The sequence below is a fragment of the Streptomyces sp. TSRI0107 genome (genome assembly GCF_001905845.1).
Lineage (GTDB): Bacteria > Actinomycetota > Actinomycetes > Streptomycetales > Streptomycetaceae > Streptomyces.
The window spans coordinates 26,821-45,470 of the sequence record NZ_LIVZ01000016.1; the positions used below are offsets into that span (position 1 = coordinate 26,821).

Consider the following 18,650-nt stretch of genomic DNA (forward strand, 5'->3'; position numbering starts at 1 on the left):
GGCGGGTGACCGCTATACGAGACGGGCTCCACGAGCCGTGAAGATCAGGGCCGTGTGGAGCAGTGGACGTCAGGAACGCTCGTAGGAGTGCTCCAGCAGGACCTTCGCCGTGGCCGGTGAAGGCTGGTCCACACAGGTGGACTCCACGATGTAGGCGGTCACCCGTGAGGAGTCGCCGGGGTCGGTCAGGACGACGAGGAGGACGTCCGTCCCCTTGTAGACGCCTGGCTTGCTCGCCAGGGCCGGCTCGTCGCGTCCGATGCCCTGCTGGACGCACTCGGGGACGTCGACCGTGGGCTTCTTGAGGACACGGGGCTGCTCGGAGCCGGGGGCCGACGCGACGCCCCACTCCGGAGTGCGGGAGCCGTCCCGCGGCGTGTGCTTCTGCGTCAGGAGATCGGCGACCTGGTTCTCCAGCCGTCCCTCGGAGAAGGTGTCCACGGCGGTGGTCTGCCGTTCCTGGGCAGGCGTGTCCGGCTGGGTACCGGTCAGCGAAGTCCACAGCACGGAGCCCAAACCGAGAGCAGCCGCCGAGAGGACGGCGCCCAGGGCAACGGTCCTGCGACGGCCGCTCCGCTTGCGTTCCTTGCGGCCCGGACCTGTGGAGGCGGCGCGGGCGCGCCCGGCCGGACGGTCTGCCGCTGCCGATGTTTCACGTGAAACATGGGTGCTGCCATCGGCCTCGGACGGGCCGTGAGGCACGTCCACCGCCTCCTGCTGTGCAGCGCTGCTGCCGGCTTCCTCGGGTGCTTCGGACGCCGTGGCGCTGAGCAGTGCCTCCGCGGCGAGGGCGGCATCGATCCGGCCGGCGACATCCGCGGGCATGCGCGGAGGCCCCGGCAGCGTGCCGAGCAGACCCCGGATCTCCTCCAGGGAGGCGTAGACGTCGGCACACAGCTCGCAGTCGTCCAGATGCCGTCGGACGTCCGTTGTGCGGGACGGGGGGAGCAGGCCTTCGGCGAGGTCGGAGATCTCGGTGACGTCCGGGTGCCCGGCCGTGTCCGTCGTTGATGTCACGCTCGCCCACCTCCGCCCTTCACAGCAGCTGAATCGCTCGGCCCGGCATCCTGTGGTCCCGCATCGTGCGGTCCCGCTGCCGGTGGGACGGATGTCCCCTGCGTCCGGTTCCGCTCCTCACCCGGTTGCCTGCCGGAACCGGTGTTTTCCGGCCTCAGATGGGTGAGCAGCGGCAGAAGTCTCGCTCTGCCACGAGCACAGCGGCTCTTCACCGTGCCGGTCGGCACATCGAGGACGCGGGCCGCCTCGGCGACCGGGTAGCCCTGCATGTCGACGAGGACGAGGGCGGCCCGCTGCTCGGCGGGGAGCGTGCCGAGTGCCTCCAGGAGCTGGCGGTGCAGATCGTTGCGCTCCGCCGGTTCCGAGGCCGACTCGTGCGGCTCCAGCAGTTGCTCCAGCCGCTCGGTGTCGTCGACAGGAGCGGTCTTGCGTGAGGCGGCCTTGCGGACGCGGTCCAGGCAGGCGTTCACCGTGATCCGGTGCAGCCAGGTCGTGACGGCCGACTTGCCCTGGAAGGTGTGGGCGGCCCGGAAGGCGGAGACGAGGGCGTCCTGCACCGCGTCGGCCGCCTCCTCGCGGTCGCCCAGGGTGCGCAGGGCTACAGCCCACAGCCGGTCACGGTGGCGGCGGACGAGCTCGCCGAAGGCGTCGGGGTCGCCGGCGACGTGACGCGCCAGGAGGACCTCGTCAGGTGCATCGTGATGGTCGCTCTGCACGCCCCCGCCCCCGCCCTTTCAGCTGGTCACCTTGATGTCGACGACCCTGCCGCGGTACTCGCCGGTGTCCGCCTGGAGCGGCAGCTCGGTCAGCCAGACCAGCAGGTACCGGGACTCGAGCTTCTTGTCCGGCTTCAGCTGGACCGTGGTGCCGGTGCCGTCGGCGACCTTCGTGTAACCGTCGAAGCTCTGCGGCTGCGTCTCCCCGTCCGCGGCGCGCAGTTCGACCGACGTGCTGCCCACGAAGGTGACGGTGACGTTCCCGACCTCCTGGACCTTGCCGAGGTCGAGGATGACGCCGACGCCGGACTTCAGGTTGCCGAACTTGGCGCCCAGGTAGTAGTCCGTCTGCCAGTAGGTGCCGGAAGCGCTGTCGTAGACCTTGCCTATGTCGCCGGGCTTCTCGGAACCGTCGGAGCCGAACGGGTCGAAGTCCTTGGCGCCCTGGATCGCGATGGGCTGCGGCTTCTTCGGCTTCTCGACGTTGTTGTCGTCGCCGTCCGTGGTCTGTGTCTGGTTCGGGTCGTCGGCCTTGCCGCCCTGGTCCATCAGGGCGTCCGCGAGCTGCCAGCTGCCCAGTCCCAGGGCGGCGATCAGCAGGGCCGAGACGGCCCACTTCAGCGCCTTTCCGGTACGGCTCTGCAGCGGGGGCGGCGGGGCGGGGACCGGCTGGGTGACGCCCGGGTGCGGCGCGGTGCGGCCGTACGTGCCCTGCTGGTAGGTCGTCCGCTGGTACTCGGGCGGCGCGGTGAACGCCGGCTCCGGCGGGCGGATGCGAGGCATCTCGCTGATCGCCTTGACCAGTTCCTCGGGCGTGGTGCAGGGCGACTCGTGCCGGGACGCGGTCGCGCCGTCGTTGGCGAGCGCGCGCATGGCGAGCTCCGACAGGCCGCGGTGGACACCGGCGCGCACCTGGTCCGGCGGGATCAGCCCGATGTCCTTGGGCAGCCCGGACAGGCCGTAGGCGTCGCTCTCGTACGGCCAGCGCTGGGTGAGCGTGGCGTACAGAAGGGCGCCGATGGCCTCGGTGTCGGAGCGCTGCGGGGTGTCGGAGCTGATGCCGCGCAGGGCGGCGTTCACGGCGAGGCCGCGGATGCGCCACTGCCCGGTGGACGTGCGCAGCACGGCGTTCGGGTTCAGGCGCAGATGGGCGAGGCCCTCGCGGTGCGCGGCGGCCATGGCCGAGGAGAGCTGGCTGACCATCTGGTACGCGTCGTGCGGCTCCAGCGGTCCGGCGGAGAGCAGCGTGGTCAGCTCCGTCGCGTCGGGCAGCCATTCATGGACGACGTAGACGAGATCGTTCTCCTCGACGGCGTCCAGGACCTGGACGAACCGGGGGTCGCCCAGCAGGGCGGAGGAGCGGGCGGCGGCCAGGACGGAACGGGCCCGTGTGTGGTCCGCGGGCAGCACGTGAACGCCGACGGCTCGGCGAAGTTTCTCGTCGACCGCGCGCCAGCTGCTGAAACCGTCCAGTCGGGTGACGCACTCCTCCAGCCGGTAGCGTCTGGCGAGCTTGTGGCCGCTGTGCAGCTCGGGCGGCGAGGCCTTCTTCCCGGGACCCTCGGTCCCTCCACTCCCCTGTGCCTCGTCCGGTTCCGTGTTCCGCTCCCGCTTCTGGGCCACCCCGTCGGCCGTGGACTGGTCCGCCTGGTCCGCCTTGGCGGTCAGCGACTCTTCGCCGCTGTTGTCTGCCACGTCGACGGCAGCCGTGCTCCGTTCCGCCACCGTCGTTCCTGCCTCCCCATCCATCGCGCGCCGTACGACCCCGTGCGCGCCGTCCGACGCCGAAACCAATTGTGCCCACAGTCCGCCGCTATGCACGACACACGGCGGCGGACGATGGTTGTGCGCGTACCCCCCGTCTCAGCGGCCCAGGCGTCCGCGCACCATGCCGACCAGCGAGTTCAGCTCCTCGATGCGCATCCGGCGGGCACCGATGTAGAAGATCCCGAGCAGGACGGCTCCGCCGGCCAGCAGCGCGGCGAACGAGCCGAGGACGCCCTGACCGAGGACCTGGGTGATGCCGTAGCAGGCCGCGCCGCTGAGCAGCGCCGCCGGGACCGAGGCGATGCTCAGCCGGGCGTAGGTCCGCAGCACGCGCGAGCCGTCCAGGTCGCCGCCCAGCCGCTTGCGCAGCCGCCGCCAGGCGACGCCGACGCCGATGACGTAGGCCAGGCCGTACGAGGCGGCCATGCCGACCACCGCCCATCGGGCGGGCAGCAGCAGGTAGCAGAGCGCGGACGCGCTCGCGTTGACCGCGGCGACGATGACCGTGTTGTAGAAGGGCGTGCGGGTGTCCTCGTAGGCGTAGAAGGCCCGCAGGACGACGTACTGCACCGAGTACGGGATCAGGCCGAGGCCGAACGCCATCAGCATGTAGCCCATGTTCGTGGCCGCGCTCGTGCCCGAGGTGCCGAAGATCAGGGTGCACATCGGGACGCCGAGGGCGACGAAGCCGAAGGCGATGGGCACGATCGCGACGGCGGTCGTGCGCAGGCCCTGGGAGATGTCGTCGCGGATGGCGCCGCTGTCGTTCTCGACCGCCGAGCGGGAGATCCGCGGCAGCAGCGCGGCCATGAGGGAGACGGTGATGATGGCCTGCGGCAGGCCCCAGATCAGCTGTGCGTTGGCGTAGGCGCTGAAGCCGGTGCCGTCGATCTTGGTGTCCACGACCGAGGCGGTGGCCAGCTGGGTGACGACCAGGGCGCCCGCCTGGTTGGCGAGGACGAACAGGATGGTCCACTTGGCGAGCATCGCGGCCTTGCCGAGGCCGTGTCCCCGCCAGTCGAAGCGCAGGCGCAGCCTGAACCCGGTCTCCCGCAGGTACGGGATCATCGCGAGGGCCTGGACGACGAGGCCGAGCAGGACGCCGATGCCCAGCAGGCGGACGCCCTGCGGCGGGATGTTCTCGACGGTCATGCCGGAGTGCTCGGCGGTGCCGTACACCCACAGGAACAGGGCCAGCGTGACGATGATGACGATGTTGTTCAGGACCGGGGTCCACATCATCGCGCCGAAGCGGCCCCGGACGTTGAGGATCTGGCCCATCACCACGTGGATGCCCATGAAGAAGATCGAGGGCAGGAAGTACCGGGTGAAGGTGACGGCGGTGTCGAACGCGGCGGGGTCCGAGGCCAGCGGGTTCGACAGCGCGCGGACGAGCAGCGGGGCGCCGAGCATCGCCAGGCCGGTGAGGACTCCGAGGCTCACCATGACCAGGGTCAGCAGCCGGTTGGCGTAGGCCTCGCCGCCGTCCTCGTCGTTCTTCATGGCCCGCACGAGCTGCGGCACGAACACCGAGTTGAGGCCGCCGCCGACGGTCAGGACGTAGATCATCGTCGGCAGCTGGTAGGCCACCTGGAAGGACTCGCCGAGGAGCATCAGGCCCAGCGCCGAGACGATCATCGCGGAGCGGATGAAGCCGGTGAGGCGGGAGACCATCGTGCCCGCCGCCATCACGGCGCTCGACTTCAGCAGGCCGGCCGCGCGGCCGCCCTTCTTCTGGGCCGGTGCCGGCGGAGTCTCGGGCTCGGGCGCCTGCTCCTCGTGGCGCGGGTACTGCTCCGTGGGCTCCTGGTGGTGCCCGGGCGCGGCGTACTGCTGTGCCGGTGCGTGGCCCATGGCCGGCGCGGCGGCCGGACCCGGCACCGCGGGGTGGTCCATCGCGGGGGCGCCGGTGTGCTGCTGGTCGCGGAAGAGGTGCGCGAACGCGTCGTGCTGCGGGGCCTCCTCGCCGGCCTGGGTGACCAGGTCGTCGACGCCCACGTAGTGGGTGGTGCGCGGGTCGTCGCCGTAGGGCAGGTACTGGGTGGCGCCGTCCGGCTCGGGGGCCGGGGGCTGCGCCCAGACCTGCGGGTCGGGGGCGTACGGCGACTGCGGCGGCTGGGCGTACAGCGGCTGCTGGGGCGGGTAGGTGCCCGGAGGGGGCGGGGGGTGCGCGGCACGGTCGTACAGCGCCTCGGCGACCGGGTCCTGGGCGGTGAGGTCCTGTGCCCGGTAGGGGTCCTGGTCGTAGGCGTCCTGGAGGTACATGTCCGCGGGGTGCTGCGGCGGCACCTGGCCGTGCTCGGGCGGCGGGCCCTCGGGGTAGCCCGAGCTGCCCACGGCCTGGCCGTGGTCACCGTCATACGGCGCGTTCATGCTTACCCCACCTCATCGTCCCGGGCCCACCGGCCACGACATCCTCAACGGTCCACTCTCTCACCCGTGCCGGACGGGTCTGCGTTTTCCGCTGCGGTGTCCGGTGTCGGGTCACTCGGCTGCTCCGGGTCGTCTTCCCCGGGCCGGTTGCCGGACTCTTCAGTGAGACGGTCGTCGGGGTCTTCTGGGTTCTCGGACGCGTCGGCGGGCTTCTCGGCGTCGGCCGGCCCGTCGTTCCCGTGCGGGCCGTCCTCCTCGGCTTCCCGGGCCGCCGCGCGCTTGCGCTGGGTGTACATCCGGAAGCCGGCGAGGACCAGCAGCAGGACACCGCCGCCGATGACGAGCATCACGGTGGCCGTGATCTCGGTGACCTTCACGTCGAACGTGACGGCCTCACCGTATGGCTGCCCGTCCTCCGTGAACAGCTGGGCGATCACCGTGACCCGGCCGTTGGCGTTGGCGGACGTGTCGAACTTCACCGACTGGCTGTGCCCGCCGGAGACGGACACGGGCTGCTCGTCGTAGGTCTTGCCGCCGATCTCCAGACGGGTCGGGCTGGTGGAGGTGAGGCGCAGCACCAGGTTGTCGACGCCCTGCACCAGGTTGTTCTGGACGGTCACCGGGATGGTCGCGCTGCGGCCGGAGAGCTTCGTCTCCGACTTCTCGATCAGCTTGACCTGCTCGGCCAGCTCGTCGAGGTAGCCCTCCACCCCGTTGCGGTAGCTCTGCGCCTCGGCGGAGCGGCCGTGCCACGACGTGGACATCTCACGGTTTATGGCCCGCCCGAAGGGGGTCACCACGCGCAGCGGGAAGCTGAGGATCACCTTGAAGTCGTCCAGCTTGTCCTGCGTGGTCGCGATCTGCTCGAAGGCCTCGCGGGGCAGCTCCCGCTTGCGCAGCGCGGAGGGGTACGCGGAGGCCGGCGGGACCTTGGTGGTGGCGGCGGAGTCCGGCTTGGCCTCCGCGGCGGCCGACAGCTCCTGGGTCTCGGTCCAGGTGCCGCCCTGGAGGGCCGTGACCGCCTCCGCCATCGCCTGGGCCTGGCTCGCGGTCGGCATGCGCTGCGGGGCGACGACGATGCTGCGCTGCTTGCCCGTCTGGAGGTTCAGGGCGAGGCTCTGGGCGAGGAACCGCTGCACGGCGAGCGTGCTCGCGGACGCCTTCGTCAGATCACCCTCGAACGCCGTCGACAGCCGTTCGTCAGCGACCACCGCGGTGGTGCCGCTGCCGATGGGACGGGCAGCGGACGGCGTGTACGGCAGGCCGCTGGTCTCCTGGAGGCTGTCGCTGCGCGCGATCACCTTGTCGGCGCCCGCGGAGGTGGCCACCTTCACGATCGACGGATCGACCGCCCCGTCGATCGGCCAGGCGAAGTCGGTGTTCGGCTGCACATGGAGGATCGCGTCGACGGTGGTGGCGGCGACCTCCGTGGCCGCCTTGAACTGGTTCAGCGAGCCGGTGACATCCGTGCCGTTGTGCGCCAGGGAGGCCAGATCCGGGTCGGCGAAGGGCAGTGCGACGACCTCCTCGCCGGCCACTGCGCGCTGCAGGTCGGCGAGCCACTGCCGGGCGACCTGCTGGTGGCCGCCCGGCCTGGTGTCGTCTCCGTCCCGCACCTCGTAGCCACGGGTCATGGCGTCGACGGACGCCAGCAGGTCCGGGTCGATGACCCAGGTGATGTCGAGGTCCTTGCCGAGCGCGACCATCTGCGCCAGGCGGCCGCCCGGCGAGATCTCCTTGGCGAGGTCGCGGTCGTCGAGGAAGACCGGCGTCTGCTGCTCGTTGGATCCCGTCTCCGCCGTCATATGAGCGGAGGAGACCAGCGGCCACATGACCGTCGTCTTCGTCGCCGGGTCCGCATCGTCGGGCTGCCACGGCAGGAGGGTCCGCTGGAAGCCCAGCACCTGCTCCCAGGACTGCGCGGAGGTCTCACCGCTCAGGGCGACCGTGAACGGGTAGACGCCGTCGCCGCCGAGGTCCAGCTCGTCGACCGGCACGGAGATGCTGAAGTGCTGGGCGACGCCCGGGGCGAGCTTGTCGAACTCCTGCGTGTAGTCGTCGCCGACCACGGTGCCGTCGACGTAGCCGGTGTTCTTGGCGGCGTCGTCGATCGCCGAGCGGGTGTTCAGCTCGGGGCCGACACGCAGATCCACATGGGCGTCGGTGACCGTGTCCTTGCCGTTGTTGGTCACCGTGCCCGAGACGGTCAGGGTGTCGCCGTCCGTCGGGACGGCGGGGCTGAACGAGTCGAGAGCGACCGCCACCGAGCCGGAGCCGGAGTCCGCCTTCGCGGAGGTCCGCCCGGCGGCGTCCGCGGCCGGCGCGGCGGGCAGCTGGAACAGCCCGGCCAGCAGGGGTGCCCCCGCCAGCAGCGCTCCGGTGCGCAGCAGCCACCGGCGGGCAGGTGAGGGACACGTCCCCTGGAAGTCTGCCGCCTCGGCCACGCGCTCGCCCGTCCCTCGTCGTCGTCAGTGGTCGTCGGAATGTGCGTCCACGCATGGTAACGAGGTGCGCTGAGAGTAAGTGCCGCGGACTGCGCCACAAGATCGGGGGACTCCGCTCCGCCGCCCCGTATGTGCACGTATAAAGGGGAGCGGTGGAATACGTCACAAGGGCTGGCCTTGGGCAGGTATCGGCGGAGAGATCGTCGCGGTGTTTATCGGGGCGCCCGAGGCCGTCCGGGGCACGTACCCTCTTCTGTTGTGCCGAACGCCAACGAAGAAACCACCAGCGCCCTCAGCCAGGAGAAGCACCGCGCGGTGAGCGAGCCGCTGCGGGTCGCCCCTGTCGCCGACGACCTCGCCCGCCGCTTCCAGGAGGCCGGGTTCTCACTCGCCCTGGTCGGCGGTTCGGTCCGGGACGCGCTGCTCGGCCGGCTCGGCAACGATCTGGACTTCACGACGGATGCCCGCCCCGAGGACGTGCTGAAGATCGTACGGCCGTGGGCCGACGCCGTATGGGACGTCGGTATCGCCTTCGGTACGGTCGGCGCGCAGAAGGACGGCTACCAGATCGAGGTGACCACCTACCGGTCGGAGGCCTACGACCGGACCTCGCGCAAGCCGGAGGTGTCGTACGGCGACTCCATCGAGGAAGACCTCGTCCGGCGTGACTTCACGGTGAACGCGATGGCGGTGGCCCTGCCGGAGAAGAAGTTCATCGATCCGCACGGCGGTCTCGACGATCTCGCGGCACGGATACTGCGCACCCCGGGCACGCCCGAGGACTCCTTCTCGGACGATCCGCTGCGGATGATGCGTGCGGCGAGGTTCGCCGCACAGCTCGACTTCGAGGTGGCCCCCGAGGTCGTCACCGCGATGACGGAGATGGCTGGGCGGGTCGAGATCGTCTCGGCCGAGCGGGTCCGGGACGAGCTGAACAAGCTGCTTCTGTCCGCGAACCCCCGCAAGGGACTGACGCTGCTGGTCGACACCGGGCTGGCCCGGCATGTCCTGCCCGAGCTGCCGGCCCTCCGTCTGGAGCGGGACGAGCACCACCGCCACAAGGACGTCTACGAGCACACGCTGATCGTCCTGGAGCAGGCGATCGCGCTGGAGCAGGAAGGCCCCGACCTGACGCTCCGCCTGGCCGCGCTGCTGCACGACATCGGCAAGCCGCGCACCCGCCGCTTCGAGAAGGACGGCCGGGTCTCGTTCCACCACCACGAGGTGGTCGGGGCGAAGATGACCAAGAAGCGCATGACAGCGCTGAAGTACTCCAACGAGCTGGTCAAGGACGTCTCCCGCCTCGTCGAGCTGCATCTGCGTTTTCACGGCTACGGCACCGGCGAGTGGACGGACTCCGCGGTGCGCCGTTACGTCCGGGACGCGGGCCCGCTCCTTGACCGGCTGCACAAGCTGACCCGCTCGGACTGCACCACGCGGAACAAGCGCAAGGCGGCCGCGCTCTCCCGGGCGTACGACGGTCTGGAGGACCGCATCGCCCAGCTGAAGGAGCAGGAAGAGCTGGACTCCATCCGGCCCGACCTCGATGGCAACCAGATCATGGAGATCCTGGGCATCAAGCCGGGCCCGGAGGTCGGCCAGGCCTACAAGCACATGCTGGAGCTGCGGCTCGAGAACGGGCCGATGGGGCACGACGAGGCGGTCGCGGCGCTCAAGGAGTGGTGGGCCGCGCAGGGCTGAGCGTGTGAAACAGGGGTCATGTTTCACGTGAAACATGGCCCCTGCACGAGGCTCGCGGGGACTCCCGGATGTGAAGAGGGGCGATGTTTCACGTGAAACATCGCCCCTCTCGCTGTCTGCCTTACTTCTTGTAGTCCTTCAGGCAGAGCAGGAAGTCGCTGCCGTCGCCGGACTCCGTGTACGAGTACTGGAAGTCCTTGGCCTCCTCGGCGCACTTGGACTCGGCCGTCAGCGCGGAGTACGAACCCTCGACCTTGGCCAGCACCACGTACTCGGCCTTGGAGTCGGTGCAGTCGACGACCTCCAGGTCCGGGTTGTTGTCGTCGGAGCTGCCGCGGTGCATGCAGTCGCCGACCGCGGCGGTGTTGGCGTCGTCACGGCTGGCTATGAAACCGCCGATGGCCGCGGTGGCGACCGCGATCACGATGACGATGTTCTTGATCGTCTTGAAGCTGAGCTTGCGACGGGGCTGGGCCGGCGCGGGGGCGTACGCACCCTGCTGCGGGAAGCCCGGCTGCTGGCCGTGCGGGGCCTGGGGCTGCCCCTGGGCGAACGGGTTCTGGCCCTGCGGCTGGCCCTGCGCGAACGGGTTGCCCTGGGGCGGCGGAGTGGTCACTTGGGGGTCCCCCTAGAAACTGGGTGCGTGACGCGGAAGAACGACGCGCATAAAGATCCGATAAGACCCACGTAAGTTATCGGCCCCCACTGACATCGCCGCACCCGGGAGCCGGTCTGTGTCACTGATGTGACACTTGCCGTCGCTCAAAGCGGGCCATAGCCATCGCAACCGCCGCGTAGATCAAGGCCACGACGACCACCAGCGCGGCCGACCGGCCGTCCGGCGGCAGCATCAGCGCCGCCACTCCGGCCGCGCCCACGAAGGCGACGTTGAACAGGACGTCGTAGACGGCGAAGGTGCGCCCGCGGAAGCCGTCCTCGACCGAGGACTGCACGACGGTGTCCGTGGCGATCTTGGCGCCCTGCGTGGTCAGTCCCAGCACGAAGGCCGCCACGAGGAGCGGGGCGGTGGCGAAGGGCAGCCCCAGGGCCGGTTCCAGCACGGCGGCAACCGCCGCGCACACCGCGATCCAGCGGCCGGGGCCGAGGCGTCCGGCCGCCCAGGGCGTCACCACGGCCGCGACGAAGAACCCGGCGCCGGACACGCCCAGCGCCAGCCCCAGCAGGGCGAGCCCGTCGTCGGGGTCCGAGGTCAGGGCGTATCGGCAGAGCATGAGCAGCATGACGGTGAGGGCGCCGTAGCAGAACCGCATCAGCGTCATCGACGTCAGCGCCCAGGCGGCCTCCCGGCGCGGTGGCGAGGCGAGGTGGCGTACCCCCGCCACCAGATCGCGGGCGGTACCGGACAGCGCCGACGCCAGCCGCGGCCGTACCAGCTCGGGGTCCGGTCCCAGCAGCTCCCGGGGCATGCGGAGGGACGCTGCGGCTCCGCACAGGTACAGGGCGGCACCCAGCAGCACCACCGCGGCGTCGGAGTCGGACACGAGCAGCCGTACGACGAAGGCGAGGCCCCCGCCGGCGGTCGCGGCCAGGGTTCCGGCGGTCGGCGAGAGGGAGTTGGCGACCACCAGGCGCTCGGCGTCCACGACGCGCGGCAGCGCGGCGGACAGGCCGGACAGCACGAAGCGGTTGACCGCGGTGACGCAGAGGGCGGAGACGTAGAAGAGCCAGTCCGGGACGTGACTGACCATCAACAGGGCGGTGACCGTGGCCAGCAGGGCGCGCAGCAGGTTGCCGTGTACGAGGACCTGGCGGCGCCGCCAGCGGTCGAGCAGGACACCGGCGAAGGGGCCGACGAGGGAGTACGGGAGCAGCAGGACCGCCATGGCGGAGGCGATCGCGGTGGGCGAGGTCTGTTTCTCCGGCGAGAAGACGACGTAGGTGGCGAGTCCGACCTGGTAGACGCCGTCGGCGCCCTGGGACAGCAGCCGTACGGCGAGCAGGCGCCGGAAGTCCCGGAAGCGGAGCAGGACGCGCAGATCACGTACGACGGCCATGGGGCCAGCCTCACATATGGGGAGGGTCCCCGGGCGCAATGCCTCGGGGACCCTCAACAGCCCAGGGAGAGCGGAGCCTTGGTGCGCGGCGCCGTGTCCGGCTAGCGCTCGACCTCGCCCTTGATGAACTTCTCGACGTTCTCGCGGGCCTCGTCGTCGAAGTACTGGACCGGCGGGGACTTCATGAAGTACGAGGACGCCGACAGGATCGGGCCGCCGATGCCCCGGTCCTTGGCGATCTTCGCGGCGCGCAGGGCGTCGATGATGACACCCGCGGAGTTCGGGGAGTCCCAGACCTCGAGCTTGTACTCCAGGTTCAGCGGGACGTCACCGAAGGCGCGGCCCTCGAGGCGGACGTAGGCCCACTTGCGGTCGTCGAGCCATGCGACGTAGTCGGACGGGCCGATGTGGACGTTCTTCTCGCCGAGCTCCCGGTCGGGGATCTGCGAGGTGACGGCCTGCGTCTTGGAGATCTTCTTGGACTCCAGGCGGTCGCGCTCGAGCATGTTCTTGAAGTCCATGTTGCCGCCGACGTTCAGCTGCATCGTGCGGTCCAGGATGACCCCGCGGTCCTCGAACAGCTTCGCCATGACGCGGTGCGTGATGGTGGCGCCGACCTGGGACTTGATGTCGTCGCCGACGATCGGGACGCCCGCCTCGGTGAACTTGTCCGCCCACTCCTTGGTGCCGGCGATGAAGACCGGGAGGGCGTTGACGAAGGCGACCTTGGCGTCGATGGCGCACTGGGCGTAGTACTTCGCCGCGTCCTCGGAGCCGACGGGCAGGTAGCAGACGAGAACGTCGACCTGCTTGTCCTTGAGGACCTGGACGATGTCGACCGGCTCCTCGGCGGACTCCTCGATGGTCTCGCGGTAGTACTTGCCGAGGCCGTCGAGGGTGTGGCCGCGCTGCACGGTCACGCCGGTGCTGGGCACGTCGCAGATCTTGATGGTGTTGTTCTCGGAGGCGCCGATGGCGTCCGCGAGGTCGAGACCGACCTTCTTCGCGTCGACATCGAACGCGGCGACGAACTCCACGTCACGGACGTGGTAGTCGCCGAACTGGACGTGCATCAGGCCGGGGACCTTGGACGCCGGGTCGGCGTCCTTGTAGTACTCGACTCCCTGCACCAGCGACGCGGCGCAGTTGCCCACGCCGACGATGGCTACGCGAACCGAACCCATTCCGGTTGCTCCCTGTGTGTACTCGGTGAGGCCCTGACGGGAGCCTCACGTGGCGGTGTCGCCGGGCGTATCCGGCCGGGTGTCGTCCCCGGGCCGGGGCAGGCCGCCCGTCGCTCCAGATGTGGTGTCCTGCTGAGCGGTCTCCCCGGAGGCGGAACCCCGGAGGTCCCGCCCGGCCCGCTCGCTCTCGATGAGCTCGTTCAGCCAGCGCACTTCGCGCTCCACGGACTCCATTCCGTGGCGCTGGAGCTCGAGGGTGTAGTCGTCGAGGCGCTCTCGGGTGCGCGCCAGGGAGGCGCGCATCTTCTCGAGGCGCTCCTCCAGCCGGCTGCGGCGGCCCTCCAGCACGCGCATGCGTACATCGCGCGACGTCTGCCCGAAGAAGGCGAACCGCGCGGCGAAGTGCTCGTCCTCGTACGCGTCGGGGCCGGTCTGCGAGAGCAGCTGCTCGAAGTGCTCCTTACCCGCGGCCGTCAACCGGTAGACGATCTTGGCGCGGCGCCCCGCGAGCGCGGTGGCCGGCGCCTCCTCGGCGCTTTGGCCCGGCTCTTCGATCAACCAGCCGTTTGCGACCAGCGTCTTGAGGCACGGGTAGAGCGTCCCGTAGCTGAACGCACGGAACACACCCAGTGACGTATTGAGTCGTTTGCGCAGCTCATAGCCGTGCATCGGAGATTCGCGGAGCAGGCCGAGTACGGCGAACTCAAGGATGCCGGAACGCCGGCTCATGGTCGCCTCCTCTCTTCCGCGGTCGTGCCGTCACGGTCTTTATGTCGCGCTGATGTATCGACTCGATACATCAGCACGATAGAACGGCCCCCTGCCTGCGACAAGAGGGGGAATCGTGAACGGCGTCACATCACCGATTCGTTGGATGCGAGTTGCCTGTTTTGGGGTGAACTTCAGGGCTCGGTGGGTTTTGGCGCTGCGTAGTCTGTGCGGCATGCACACCACCGGGAACCGAGTTGCGTCTGGGGGCGTCCCTGTCCCTGGTGCAGTACGGGTGAATGCGGAACCGACCACATCCGTACTTCGGGGGGACCGGAAACCAGCCGCCGTTTCCAGGCGCGCAAGGGTGCGCCTGCCCGAGGAGTAGTCGTTCGATGAGCGAGCACCGTCGCAAACCGCCGCAGCCGCAGGGAGGCGGACGTGCCGCGGCCCGACGCGGCCAGTCCGGCTCGTCCTCCGGCCGCCGAGCGGCACCGCGAGGCGCCACTGGGTCTCCTTCCGACGCATTTGGGTCGGGTTCCCACGGGGCGGAAGGAGAACAGTCGTACGGCGGCCGCGCCGAGGCGCGCCGGGCCGCCCAGAGAAGTGCCGGCGGCCGCCGCAGAGTGGCCGAGAACGGCCGCCGAGGTCCCGGCGGTCCGAGCGGTCCCGGACGGGGCCGCGGGCGGGCCGACACCTCCGGCCGGAAGCGGTTCATCGACTACCCGCGCGCCGGCAAGTACGGCTGGCAGCGATGGGTGCCCTCCTGGAAGTTCGTCTCCGGTCTGTTCCTGGCGTTCTTCGGCAGCCTGGTCGCCATCGCCGGCATCGGCTACGCCATGGTGGGCGTCCCCAGCGAGGAGAACGCCGCGGCGCTGTCGCAGAACAACGTCTACTACTGGGCGGACGGCACCCAGATGGTGGCGACGGGCGCGGGAGAGAACCGCCAGAACGTCACCATCGAGCAGATCCCCAAGCACATGCGGTTCGCGGTGATCTCGGCCGAGAACAAGACGTTCTACGACGACTCCGGCGTGGACCCCATGGGCATCGTCCGTGCTCTGGGCAACATGGCGACCGGCGGTGACACGCAGGGCGGTTCGACGATCACCCAGCAGTTCGTCAAGAACACCTACCTGTCCCAGGAGCAGACCGTCTCCCGGAAGTTCAAGGAGATGTTCATCTCGATCAAGGTGGGCAACGAGCTCACCAAGGACGAGATCCTGCAGGGCTACCTGAACACCTCGTACTACGGGCGGGGCGCGTACGGCATCCAGGCCGCGGCCCAGACGTACTACAGCAAGGACGCGGTCGACCTCACCGCCAGTGAGTCCGCCTTCCTCGCGGCACTGCTGAAGGGCCCGACGTACTACGACCCGGCGGGCAACGAGGGCATCGACAAGACGGCGACCCGAGACGCCAACCGCGAGCGTTCCGAGAAGCGGTGGCGCTGGATCCTCGGCGAGATGAACAAGGACGGGCACCTCTCGGACGCCGCGTACCAGAAGGCCGTCAGCAAGTACCCCGAGCCTGACGACCGCAAGGCGATCAAGGGGATGACCGGCCAGGTCAGCTACCTGGTCGACACCGCCAAGAAGTACGTGCTGGCCCACTCCGACATCACGGAGGCCAAGTTCGACCAGGGCGGCTACCAGATCTACACGACCTTCGAGAAGAAGAAGGTCGACGCCCTGGCCAAGGCCGTCAAGAAGGTCGAGAAGGAGCACATCGACCCGGAGAACCGGGAGCTGGACAAGCACGTCCAGTTCGGCGCCGCGTCGGTGCGGCCCAACGACGGCGCGATCGTCGCGCTCTACGGCGGCGCGGGCTACGAGAACGGCCACTTCACCAACAACGCCGACACCGCCGGTGTCCCCGTCGGTTCGACCTGGAAGCCGTTCGTGCTCGCCGCGGCCATGCAGTACGGCACGTACAAGAGCGACGGCGTCGGCGTCTCGCCGATGAGCAAGTACAACGGCAACGACCACCTCAAGGTCCAGAAGCCGGACGGCACCTACTACCTCAAGAAGGACAACTCGCTCTTCTATCAGGAGAACGAGAGCGACCATCCCTGGGGCTACATCACCCTGCACAAGGCGATGGAGCAGTCCGTCAACACGCCGTTCGTGCAGCTCGGCGTCGATGTCGGCATGGAGAAGGTGCGGGACGTCGCCAAGGAGGCGGGCATCCTGGACCAGAGCTTCTCCGACATCAACCCGTCGTTCGCGCTCGGCACCTCGACGCCCAGTGCGATCCGCATGGCCGACGCCTACGCGACGTTCGCGGCGTCCGGCAAGCAGGCCGACCCGTACTCGGTGAAGGAGGTCAAGGAGGGCGGGCAGCCGCTGTCCGGCTTCGACAAGCCGAAGGTCGCGCAGGCCATGCCCGACAACGTGGCCAACAACGTCACGAAGGTCCTCGAGAACGTCATCGAGAACGGCACGGGTAAGAACGCCAAGGCCCTGGGGCGGACGGCGGCCGGCAAGACCGGTACCACCGATGAGAACAAGTCCGCCTGGTTCGTCGGTTACACCCAGCAGCTGTCGACCTCGATCGCGATGTTCCGTGAGAACCCCAAGAGCCATGCGCTGCTCTCCATGAACGGCACGGCCGGTGTGGACTCCATCCACGGTGGTGACATCCCGACCCAGGTGTGGACCGAGTACATGAAGGTCGCGCTGAAGGGGAAGTCCGACCCCGGCTTCCCGGAGCCCACTCCGATCGGAGACGTCTTCGACCAGGTGGGCGCCCCGTCGCCGACGCCGTCCGTCACCGTGGAGCCCAGCGAGACCGAGACGGAGGAGGCGACCCCGTCGCCCAGCGCGTCCGAGACGTCGCCCACTCCCAGTCCCTCGGAGAGCAAGGAGTGCCGTCCGTTCGAGTGGTGCGGTGACGACGGCGGAACGGACACGGGGGGCACAGGCGGCGATGTGACGCCGACACCCACGGCCACCGTGCCGACCGACACCGGCGGCAACGGCAACGGCAACGGTGGCAATGGGAACGGCGGAATCTTCGGAGGAACCTCAGCCGAGTGACGCCGGTCGTCACGGCTCGTCCTGACCGTGGCGGAGTGCCCCTGTTTCACGTGAAACCCTTCGTTTCACGTGAAACAGGGGCACTTTTCTTGTCGTGGGCCGACGTCACCGTGGACTCTCAGCCGCGTACGGCAGGATGTGCCCCATGCCCAGTGCAGAAACGACGCAGACGAGCGCGCACGAGCAGGACCGGGTACGGCCGACGAAGGCCGATGAGGTCGCCGCAGCCGGCAGCGAGCTGATCGGCGGCCCCGTCGGACGGCACGCCCTGCTGGGGACGTCCTGGTGGACTCCCGTACGAGTGATCGCGCTCGTGGCGATCGGTGTGTTCGCCCTCGGCCTGGTCCAGAAGGCGCCCTGCTACGACGGCGCCTGGTTCTTCGGCGCCAGCTCCCAGTACACGCACGCGTGCTACTCGGACATCCCGCACCTCTACCAGGGCCGCGGCTTCGCCGACGGGCTGGTGCCGTACTTCGACCGGCTGCCCGGCGACATGGAGTACCTGGAGTATCCGGTGCTGACCGGAGTCTTCATGGAGGTCGCCGCGTGGCTCACCACGGGCAGCGGCAGCATCCAGCACCAGGAGCAGTGGTACTGGATGGTCAACGCCGGGATGCTGATGGTCTGCGCGGCCGTCATCGCCGTGTGCGTGACCCGGACACACGCCCGTCGCCCCTGGGACGGCCTGCTCGTCGCCCTCGCGCCCGCCTTCGCGCTGACGGCCACCATCAACTGGGACCTGCTGGCCGTCGCCCTGACGGCCGCGGCCATGCTGATGTGGGCCCGTGGCCGCTCCCTCGCCTTCGGCGTCCTCCTGGGGCTCGCCACGGCCGCCAAGCTCTACCCCTTCCTGCTGCTCGGCCCGCTGCTCGTGCTGTGCTGGCGCGCCGGCAGATGGCGGGACTTCGGGAAGGCCGTGGGCGGCGCCGTCGTCGCCTGGGTCGTCGTGAACGGGCCGGTGATGCTCTTCGCCTTCGAGGGCTGGTCGAAGTTCTACCGCTTCAGCCAGGAACGCGGGGTCGACTTCGGCTCCTTCTGGCTGATCATGGCGCAGAACTCCAGCGACCCGCTCGACACCGAGACGGTCAACACCCTCGCCACCCTGCTGATGGCGCTGTGCTGCGTGGGCGTCGCGGCCCTCGCCCTCACCGCCCCGCGCCGTCCGCGCTTCGCCCAGCTGGCCTTCCTGATCGTCGCGGCGTTCATCGTCACCAACAAGGTCTACTCGCCGCAGTACGTGCTGTGGCTGGTGCCGCTGGCCGCACTGGCCCGGCCCCGGTGGCGGGACTTCCTGATCTGGCAGGCGTGCGAGGTCATGTACTTCCTGGGCATCTGGATGTACCTCGCGTACACGACCAGCGGGGACGCCCACAAGGGGCTGCCGACCGACGGTTACCACTGGGCGATCGGCCTGCACCTGGTGGGGACGCTGTACCTGTGCGCCATCGTCGTACGCGACATCCTCATGCCGGAACGGGACGTGGTGCGCCGCGACGGTGACGACGACCCCTCCGGGGGTGTGCTCGACGGGGCGGAGGACGTCTTCGTCCTCGGCGCCGCGGCTCATCCGGCGCACCACACGGCCGACTTCGAGGGGCCGCAGGTGGAGTGGGGCGCTTCGAAGGCGGAGGGTTCGGGGGGTTCGTAGGCAGAGGGTTCGCCCTGAGCGAACGCGAGGAAGAGGCGT

12 protein-coding genes are annotated in these 18,650 nt (G+C 69.6%); 3 read left to right on the forward strand and 9 right to left on the reverse strand.

The window, feature by feature from the left end; translation table 11 throughout:
* Positions 1-69: 69 nt before the first annotated feature.
* The 5 genes from AMK31_RS34665 to AMK31_RS34685 form a co-directional block, all read right to left on the reverse strand.
* On the reverse strand, positions 70-1,017 hold the full coding sequence (locus AMK31_RS34665; RefSeq protein ID WP_073944726.1) for an anti-sigma factor family protein: 948 nt from the start codon (positions 1,015-1,017) through the stop codon (positions 70-72).
* Entirely contained in the window at positions 1,014-1,733 is a 720-nt protein-coding gene (gene sigM / locus AMK31_RS34670; protein WP_073944727.1) for an RNA polymerase sigma factor SigM, read from the reverse strand. The genes AMK31_RS34665 and sigM overlap by 4 nt, the downstream gene beginning before the upstream one ends.
* A gap of 18 nt (positions 1,734-1,751) precedes the next feature.
* On the reverse strand, positions 1,752-3,458 hold the full coding sequence (locus AMK31_RS34675) for a protein kinase family protein (protein ID WP_073944728.1): 1,707 nt from the start codon (positions 3,456-3,458) through the stop codon (positions 1,752-1,754).
* A gap of 138 nt (positions 3,459-3,596) precedes the next feature.
* Complete coding sequence (gene murJ / locus AMK31_RS34680) at positions 3,597-5,873, reverse strand: murein biosynthesis integral membrane protein MurJ (RefSeq protein WP_073944729.1); 2,277 nt, start codon at positions 5,871-5,873, stop codon at positions 3,597-3,599.
* A gap of 44 nt (positions 5,874-5,917) precedes the next feature.
* Positions 5,918-8,317 carry a DUF6049 family protein gene (locus tag AMK31_RS34685; protein ID WP_073944730.1) on the reverse strand — a complete coding sequence of 800 codons (2,400 nt, stop codon included), beginning with the start codon at positions 8,315-8,317 and terminating at the stop codon, positions 5,918-5,920.
* A gap of 258 nt (positions 8,318-8,575) precedes the next feature.
* On the opposite strand from AMK31_RS34685, the gene AMK31_RS34690 reads away from it, so the two are divergent.
* Positions 8,576-10,018, forward strand: a complete 1,443-nt coding sequence (locus AMK31_RS34690) for a CCA tRNA nucleotidyltransferase (protein WP_073944731.1) — start codon at positions 8,576-8,578, stop codon at positions 10,016-10,018.
* A gap of 121 nt (positions 10,019-10,139) precedes the next feature.
* Here the strand turns inward: AMK31_RS34690 and AMK31_RS34695 are convergent, their stop codons facing one another.
* From AMK31_RS34695 to AMK31_RS34710, 4 genes are all read right to left on the reverse strand, one after another.
* Positions 10,140-10,634 (reverse strand): LppU/SCO3897 family protein, encoded by a 495-nt coding sequence (locus tag AMK31_RS34695; protein WP_073944732.1) that lies wholly within the window; start codon positions 10,632-10,634, stop codon positions 10,140-10,142.
* Positions 10,635-10,755: 121 nt separating this feature from the next.
* Positions 10,756-12,033, reverse strand: a complete 1,278-nt coding sequence (locus AMK31_RS34700; RefSeq protein ID WP_073944733.1) for an MFS transporter — start codon at positions 12,031-12,033, stop codon at positions 10,756-10,758.
* 101 nt (positions 12,034-12,134) lie between these two features.
* Positions 12,135-13,217, reverse strand: a complete 1,083-nt coding sequence (locus AMK31_RS34705) for an inositol-3-phosphate synthase (protein ID WP_073944734.1) — start codon at positions 13,215-13,217, stop codon at positions 12,135-12,137.
* 45 nt (positions 13,218-13,262) lie between these two features.
* A complete protein-coding gene (locus tag AMK31_RS34710) occupies positions 13,263-13,946 on the reverse strand; it encodes a PadR family transcriptional regulator (RefSeq protein ID WP_073944735.1) in 684 nt (227 codons plus the stop codon).
* Positions 13,947-14,320: 374 nt separating this feature from the next.
* Here AMK31_RS34710 and AMK31_RS34715 point away from each other — a divergent pair, with 374 nt between their 5' ends.
* Both AMK31_RS34715 and AMK31_RS34720 read left to right on the forward strand, forming a co-directional pair.
* Positions 14,321-16,963: a transglycosylase domain-containing protein gene (locus AMK31_RS34715; protein ID WP_198948632.1), complete on the forward strand. Its 2,643-nt coding sequence runs from the start codon at positions 14,321-14,323 to the stop codon at positions 16,961-16,963.
* Between the two features lie 145 nt (positions 16,964-17,108).
* Complete coding sequence (locus tag AMK31_RS34720; RefSeq protein ID WP_073944736.1) at positions 17,109-18,611, forward strand: glycosyltransferase family 87 protein; 1,503 nt, start codon at positions 17,109-17,111, stop codon at positions 18,609-18,611.
* The last annotated feature ends 39 nt before the right edge of the window (positions 18,612-18,650 follow it).